3 protein-coding genes and 1 pseudogene are annotated in these 6,425 nt (G+C 64.8%); 2 read left to right on the top strand and 2 right to left on the bottom strand.

Annotated elements, in window-relative coordinates; genetic code table 11:
• A partial coding sequence (locus tag AC3FOF_RS37115; RefSeq protein WP_488729431.1) for an AraC-like ligand-binding domain-containing protein occupies positions 1-957 on the bottom strand: 957 nt, incomplete at its 3' end.
• A 561-nt stretch (positions 958-1,518) separates the two neighbouring features.
• Here AC3FOF_RS37115 and AC3FOF_RS37110 point away from each other — a divergent pair.
• Positions 1,519-1,725, top strand: a pseudogene (locus tag AC3FOF_RS37110) (response regulator transcription factor); the annotation flags it as partial.
• A gap of 42 nt (positions 1,726-1,767) precedes the next feature.
• The gene (locus AC3FOF_RS37105; RefSeq protein WP_488729477.1) at positions 1,768-2,034 is read left to right on the top strand and encodes a response regulator transcription factor; all 267 of its coding nucleotides are present in this window, start codon (positions 1,768-1,770) and stop codon (positions 2,032-2,034) included.
• 615 nt (positions 2,035-2,649) lie between these two features.
• On the opposite strand, the gene AC3FOF_RS37100 is transcribed toward AC3FOF_RS37105, so the two are convergent.
• Positions 2,650-6,425, bottom strand: a 3,776-nt coding sequence (locus AC3FOF_RS37100) for a cellulose biosynthesis protein BcsC (RefSeq protein WP_488729430.1), incomplete at its 5' end; no start/stop codon positions are given.

Here is a 6,425-nt window from a genome sequence, read left to right as displayed (position 1 = left end):
CAGCCTAACCCGCTTCAAGTACGCCATTGGCGTGGTGTTCTTGAAGGTGGCGAATCCCACCTGCAGGGCGCGCACGCTAACGCCAGCGGCCTTGGCGATATCCTCGACAAAGATGCTGTCCCGCGCATAGGCATGGATGAACTCGATCGCGGATCTGACGTGCCGTGGTGACGGTCCCGGTGTCTTGACCAGCAGCCTGTCGGAGTAATTGTGCGGCAAGCCCTCCAGGAAGGCCCCCACGGCAACATCACGTATGCTGGCCGCCGTGGCCATCGCCGTCACCCTGGATCTGTCATCGCCAAAGCACAATTGCATCATCTGCATCACGGCGCGGCCCAGTCTCACCCCATCCGATTCTGGGGAGACCTCGGCCTGGAATGTCACCGGACGCGTCACCGGTGCTTCCAGCAGCGTCGATAGTCGCTGCGTGATATCGGTTGCGCCGACCAGCAGCATGTCGTAGCTGCCGGCCTGCCATTGCCATTGGCTGACCTGCGTCGCTTCCAGAACTGCGCAAGCGCCTGCCGACCAAGTGCGCTCCTGTTGACCAATCCTGGCCCGCAGCCCGCCCTCGTGGAGCAGCACCAGCGCGTAGCCGTCAAACGGACTGTCGAACCGGAATCGAACACCCGTTGTCGTCTGAATTTGATGTGTCACTGCTCCCCCGGCGAGACTCGACGCCAGCCGCACGTCAAAATGATCTCCCCTCCCCGATTCGATCGCGACGTTCCCTCGGATCGGTCGCAAGCGCGCCGAAAGTTCGTCGGCGTCGCTTGCGATCACCGTCTCGGCGTGGATCTCTGGTCTCTCAGTCATATTGGCTCGCCAATCACCCACACTGCTGGGGCGAGTCGCAAAGACGGCGCGCATACTTGAATGATGCGCTTTGTTCTCATCATTTCCTCCTTCACTTCCTGAAACGATCAAATTCTGCCAGAAGTCATAGAATAAAGACATTCACATGGTATCGTGATTGAACCTATAAAAAGAGTAGAAGCCCATCAAGAGGCTATTTGCTCACTCTATTCAAAAGTCGCGCTTTGGGGGAAATTCCGGCAACGGAGTCGATGCTGGGATAAGAAACGGGAGAGAGATGTGAACGGGCAGCTTAGGGACATTCTCACTACACTACCGAAACTTTCGGTTTCGCAAATCCAGGAACTCCATACAGCGATCCATGCGATGCAGGCGGAAGACAGCCGCCAGCAGCCCAGCCAGAACCCCCAACGCGATCGTGGCGTACGCCAGCAAGAACTTGGCCGCACAGATCACGGAGTCTCCGGCCGCGCGTTCACCCGCGTTGAAAGCGCAAAGACGGTCCATCTCTTTCACCCCGCCGCTCTGCGTCGCGTTGCACTACTTCACGGGAAGGCTGGTGCCAATGTTGCCCAAACGACGGCCCAAGTCGTTGCCTCCGCCACGGGCGATACGGCCGCTTGCCATCCAGGCGTCAGCGCCTCTCCTGCCACGGCTCGGCCTGGCTGCGAGGCGAATAGCGCGCCGCTCCCACCGACGCCGCATCACGCTCCCATCAAACCCGATGTGCAACGCCTCACGGAACGCCAACAGGTCGTGCTCACCCTGGTGCTGGAGGGCTTGCCCACTAAGCTGATCGCTCGCCGCCTCGGATTGACAGTGAACACCGTCAAGGAACATGTCTCCGCCATCCTGGAGCGCCTCGGCGCCCGCACGCGCGCACAGCTTTTATCGAAGACGACGCCATTCCACGCAGGCGATAGCAGCCCACCTGTCTGCCCAACGAGCGACGTGCATGATCAGACCGCCGATCCAGCGCAAGGCAGCACCACTATCGAGTCGAAGGCCCTCGGCCTCACAGACCGTCAAGGTACTGTGCTGCGCCATCTGCTCGATGGATTGCCCAACAAGGCCATCGCGCAGCGTCTTGGCTTAACGGAAAACACAGTCAAGGAGCATGTTTCGGCCATTCTGTTGCAGCTTGGCGCGCGCTCGCGACTGCAAGTCATATCCAAAATGCGACAGCTCTGCGTAGCGCCGCCGGCCTCGACCGATTAATTTTTATCTTTAAAACGCATCAACTAACAAATTAGCGCAATATCCTCGACTACTCCTCTTCCTGTGCGGGGTAAGACGTCGTCGCACTCGGTGATCTGCCCGGCGCATGCTTTTGCTTGGCAAATCTCCTTTTCCTAATTGCGGCCCCTTCGGCGGCGTACGCCCTGGTATCGAGCTTGGTAGTCTTCGGTCGTCTCACGCGTCTCGACGCACGCCACCGCATCGTCGATATCAGGCATGCCGCCCTTCGCCCGAACCAGCGCACCCCGACCCCAGGGCGCAGACCCCAGACCCAGACCGCCGTCTTACTTGGCAAGCCTTGAGCAATTTCCCTCCCGAAGCGCCGTCGGTCTTCCTTCAAGCCGACGCTCTATCGGCCCACTGAACCAAACACTGGACGAATCGCACCACGACAGCGGCAACGGCTTGTTTTTTCCGTTGCGACCCCCTCATTTCAGGGCGTTGCAACGGCCGGTTGAAAGCGCCGTCCGAATACATAGGCGCTGGATGCAAGTCAAAGCCAGCGAGGAACTTGGTCATGCTACGGAGATAGCTCAACATCCACTTGACCGATGCTCCAAGTGTTGACCTGCACCTGGCGAAGGACATCTTTCCTCAGAACGGTAGAGGCCCGTTCGCGGATCGCGGCGCCGTCGGCGGGAACGCGATCTGCCCTGTCTGGCGCTGCAACGCATAACGCACATACACACCGGCGTACCACTGCCGGTAGTCGCGTGCATTGTCGATGCCAAGCAAGCCACCCACATACAGCTGCGAGGCCGCCTGGTACTCGACCGAGCCAACCAGGTTGTAGGCCAGGCCAGTCTTGGACTGGCCTTGGTAGACGGCACCGCTTGTGGAATTGGTCAGGCCGGCTTTGTTCGCCGTTGTTGCGGCCGCATCTGCGGCCGCCTGTGCCCCGGCATCGGTCGGGAAGTAGTTCGAATTGCTCTCCCGGAAGGACTGCATGCCGAGCGCGCCGCGCACATTGTAGGCAAGGCGGCCGCTGCGGCCTGCCAGCGACAGCGGCACGGTCACGGCAAAATAGGTCTGCGGGCTGAAGTAACCGCCCTGGCCGAAGGTGAAGTAGCGCAGGTTTTCTGCATATCCCATCGAGGTGAAGTTGACACCGCTCATCAGGCGACGATCGGTCGTATCGATTAAGCGCAGGTAGAAACCGCCGCCACCTTCCCAGCGCGTGTTGCGTTTGACGTCGTGCCCCGTCAGCAAACCGAAACTACCATAGCCATAGATGCCGAAGGAACCATCATCCCAGCCCAGATCGGCGCGCCCGCTACTATTCATCACGCCGCCCCATTGCACGCCGATACGGTCGTCGCGCATCCCGGCATAGGACAGCAGGCTGTCCGTCACGGGCCGACGCGAGGCGCTCAGCCCCAGCGTGGTGCGCTGGGACAGCGGCAGGTTGAGGCGCGCGCCGGCGTTGACGTCGGTGTAGCGGAAACCCAGCGGCGTGCTGCCGATATCGGCGTTGAAGCGCTCGGACTCGTAAGCCACGCTGACCGCTGCCCCGAAGGCATTCTGCGACCCTGCCGAAGTGGATCGCAATGGCGCACCGGACAGGTTGACCGGCTGGCCGCCAACCGGGAACGCCAGTGGCCCGCCGCCGAAACGGGAGGCGCTGTTGTAGTCGCCGCCCACCGAGCCGCTGTCGAGCGTCACCGGCGTCACGCGTGCCACCAGCTTGCCGTTGCCTGCGGCCATCTTGCCCTCGGCGATGACCTGCATCTCGGTCAGTTGGCTCATGCCGGAATCGCCGCTGCGCGCGCGCAGCGTGGGGCCGCCGGCGAGCGTGCTGGTACGCTGCGATTCGATGTCGCGCAGGTCGTCCAGCGCGGTCTTGGGGCCGGTCGGGTTTGCCTGCGAATCGGCATCGGCCAGCCAGGGTGCGCGAGACTGCGCGCCAAACGGCTGGCGCGCCGGCGCGGCGGGCGTAGGCGCCGCCGCGTAGGCCTGGGCGGCGGCCGCGGCAGCGTTCTGCGCTACCGGATACGGGGCTGCGGCGGCCGGCTGGGCGGGGTGCTGCGTAGCTGAATGCTGGGCTTGGACTTGTGCCGGATACTGCGCAGGCTGCTGACTGGGCTGATAGGCTGGATGGGGCGTGCTGATAGTCTTGGTGCCGCGCGCGCTCCTGGTTGGTGTAGTGGCGGCGGCACTGGTTTGTTGTGGATAGTAGGTAGCTGGCGCTTGTACCGGCACCTGCGCCCGCTGCGGATCATATACTGCGGGCTGCTGCACTGGCGCCATCCCTGATCCGCCCGCCGCCACCGGTGCCGGGACATAGGGCTGCCCGCCCGTGTTCATTGCCACCGGCAGCGCCGCCGTCCCAGCCGCGGCGCGGCTCGGGCCCGGCATGATCGGGTATGGCGCCTGTGAGCCCGGCGGCGGCAGTTGCGAGCTGGGCCGCTGCTCCGGCAAGCCGGCAAAGGGATTGGAAGGCACGCGGTCGAAACCGGCACCGTCCGGACGCGAGAACGGCGTCGATGCGCCAGCCGAGTTCTCGGCCGCCACCGCCTCCCGAAAGTAGTCCGCCGCGCGCGAGGGATTGCCCTCGGCGCGGTAGAGCCGGCCTGCCGCGGTCAGCACCTTGGGCGACTTGGGCGCCTGCGCCAGCGCCATCTGCAACGTGCCTTCCGCCCAGGTGAATTCCTTGGCGGCGGTAGCAGTGCCGATGGCCGCCAGCATCAGGTCGAGATTGCGCGGATCCTTCTCCAGCACGCTCTCGTACAGCGACAATGCCTTCTTGTTCTCGCCCGCCTGCGCGTACATGCGCGCCAGGCTGGAACGCACTGCGCTGCTGCCGCCGCGCTCGGAGAGCGCTGGCGCCAGCATGTCATAGGCAGCCGCCAGGTCGCCACTCTCGGTCAGTGCGTCGGCCTGGCGCACGATATAGACGGCCCGCAGATCATCGTAGTCGCGGCGCTGCGCCTGGCTCAGGTTGGCGTTGGCGAGCTGGCGCAGCACCCCGGCCAGCTCCACGTCCTGCCTGGTCTTGAGCAGGATGGCGGCGTATTGCAGCTGCATGCCGGTATCCGGGCGCACGGTACGGCCCATCACGGTACGCATCAGCGACAGCGCGCGCGCCTCGTCGCCGGCATCGGCATAGGCCAGCGCCAGCGCACCGAGCTGGTCGGCGTCCTGCTGGGCGTAGCGTTCGGCCTGTTGCAGCACGCCCTGCGCGGCAGCCTGCTGGCCGGCCGCGGCGAGCCCGCTGGCGCGCGCCGCCTCGGCGTGCACCCATAGGCGGCGCTGCAGGGTGCTCATGTCGCGCGTGCGGTTCTGCGGGGGAACGCGCTCCAGCACATCGAGGCCGCCCTGCCAGTCGCCGGTCTCGGCGGCCAACAGCGCGCTGGCGTAGAGCGTGTCCGGCATATTGGGGTTGGACCGCTGCAGGCCATCCATGATGCTGCGCGCCTGCTCCTTCAGACCCATCGAGGCATAGGCGCGCGCCACATCGAGCCGCACCCAGGGGTTGGACGGATCGGCCGCCATGGCGTCTTCCAGCGCGCGGCGCACGCTGGCGGTGTCGCCGCGTTGCAGCGCGGCGCGGGCCTGGCCGCGGGCTTCCTCGGCGCGCAGCTTGCCAAGCGAGCCGACCTTGTCCTGTTGCGCGGGCGTCAGGTTCTGCACGATCGCCAGCGCTTCCGCATTCTTGCTCTGCGCCGCAAGGACGCCCACCAGGCCGCGCGTGGCGTCGGGATTGTCGGCCTGCTGCTTGAGTACGCGGCGGTACGCGGCCTCGGCCGGGACGTATTGCCCTTCCTCTGCCATCACGTCGGCCAGCGCCACCTGGGCGGCAGGTTCGTGCGGATCCAGCTTGATCGCGCGCTCCAGCAGGCTTCGCGCCTCGGCGCGGTTGCCCGCACCGCGCGCGGCATTGGCCTGCTCGGACAGCAGCCAGTAGGTGGCGCTGTTCTGCGCGCTGCGGTAGCGTCCGCCCGCGCCACGCTTGGCGGCCTGATCGAGAAAATCCAGCGCCTCGGCAAACTTTTCCTGCTTGAGGCGCAGCACGCCCATGCCGCCAAGCGCGTCGGCGTCCTCGGGCCGCTGGACCAGTACGGTCTGGAAAATCTCACTTGCGCGCCCGAGGTCACCAATGTCGAGCGCGCCGAAGCCCTGTTGCACAAGCTGGTGCACCGGGTTGCTGGTGACACTAGCAACCCGCGTGCTTTGTTGTTGCCGTTGTTGCCGTTGTTGCCGTTGTTGCCGTTGTTGCCGTTGTTGCTGTTGTTGCTGTTGTTGCGGAGCCTTGATCGCATCCAGTTTGGCGCGGATGGCCTCATCGTCGGGATGGCTGGCCAGCCATGCCTGGTACATCGGCGCATCGGCTGGGCGGCCGCCCAGCCAGGTCAGCGCGCGCCGCCAGCTCT

Source organism: Cupriavidus sp. 96C5-1, from assembly GCF_057798855.1.
Note: the sequence above shows the minus strand (reverse complement) of the source record. Positions and strands in the feature narration are given on the sequence as shown.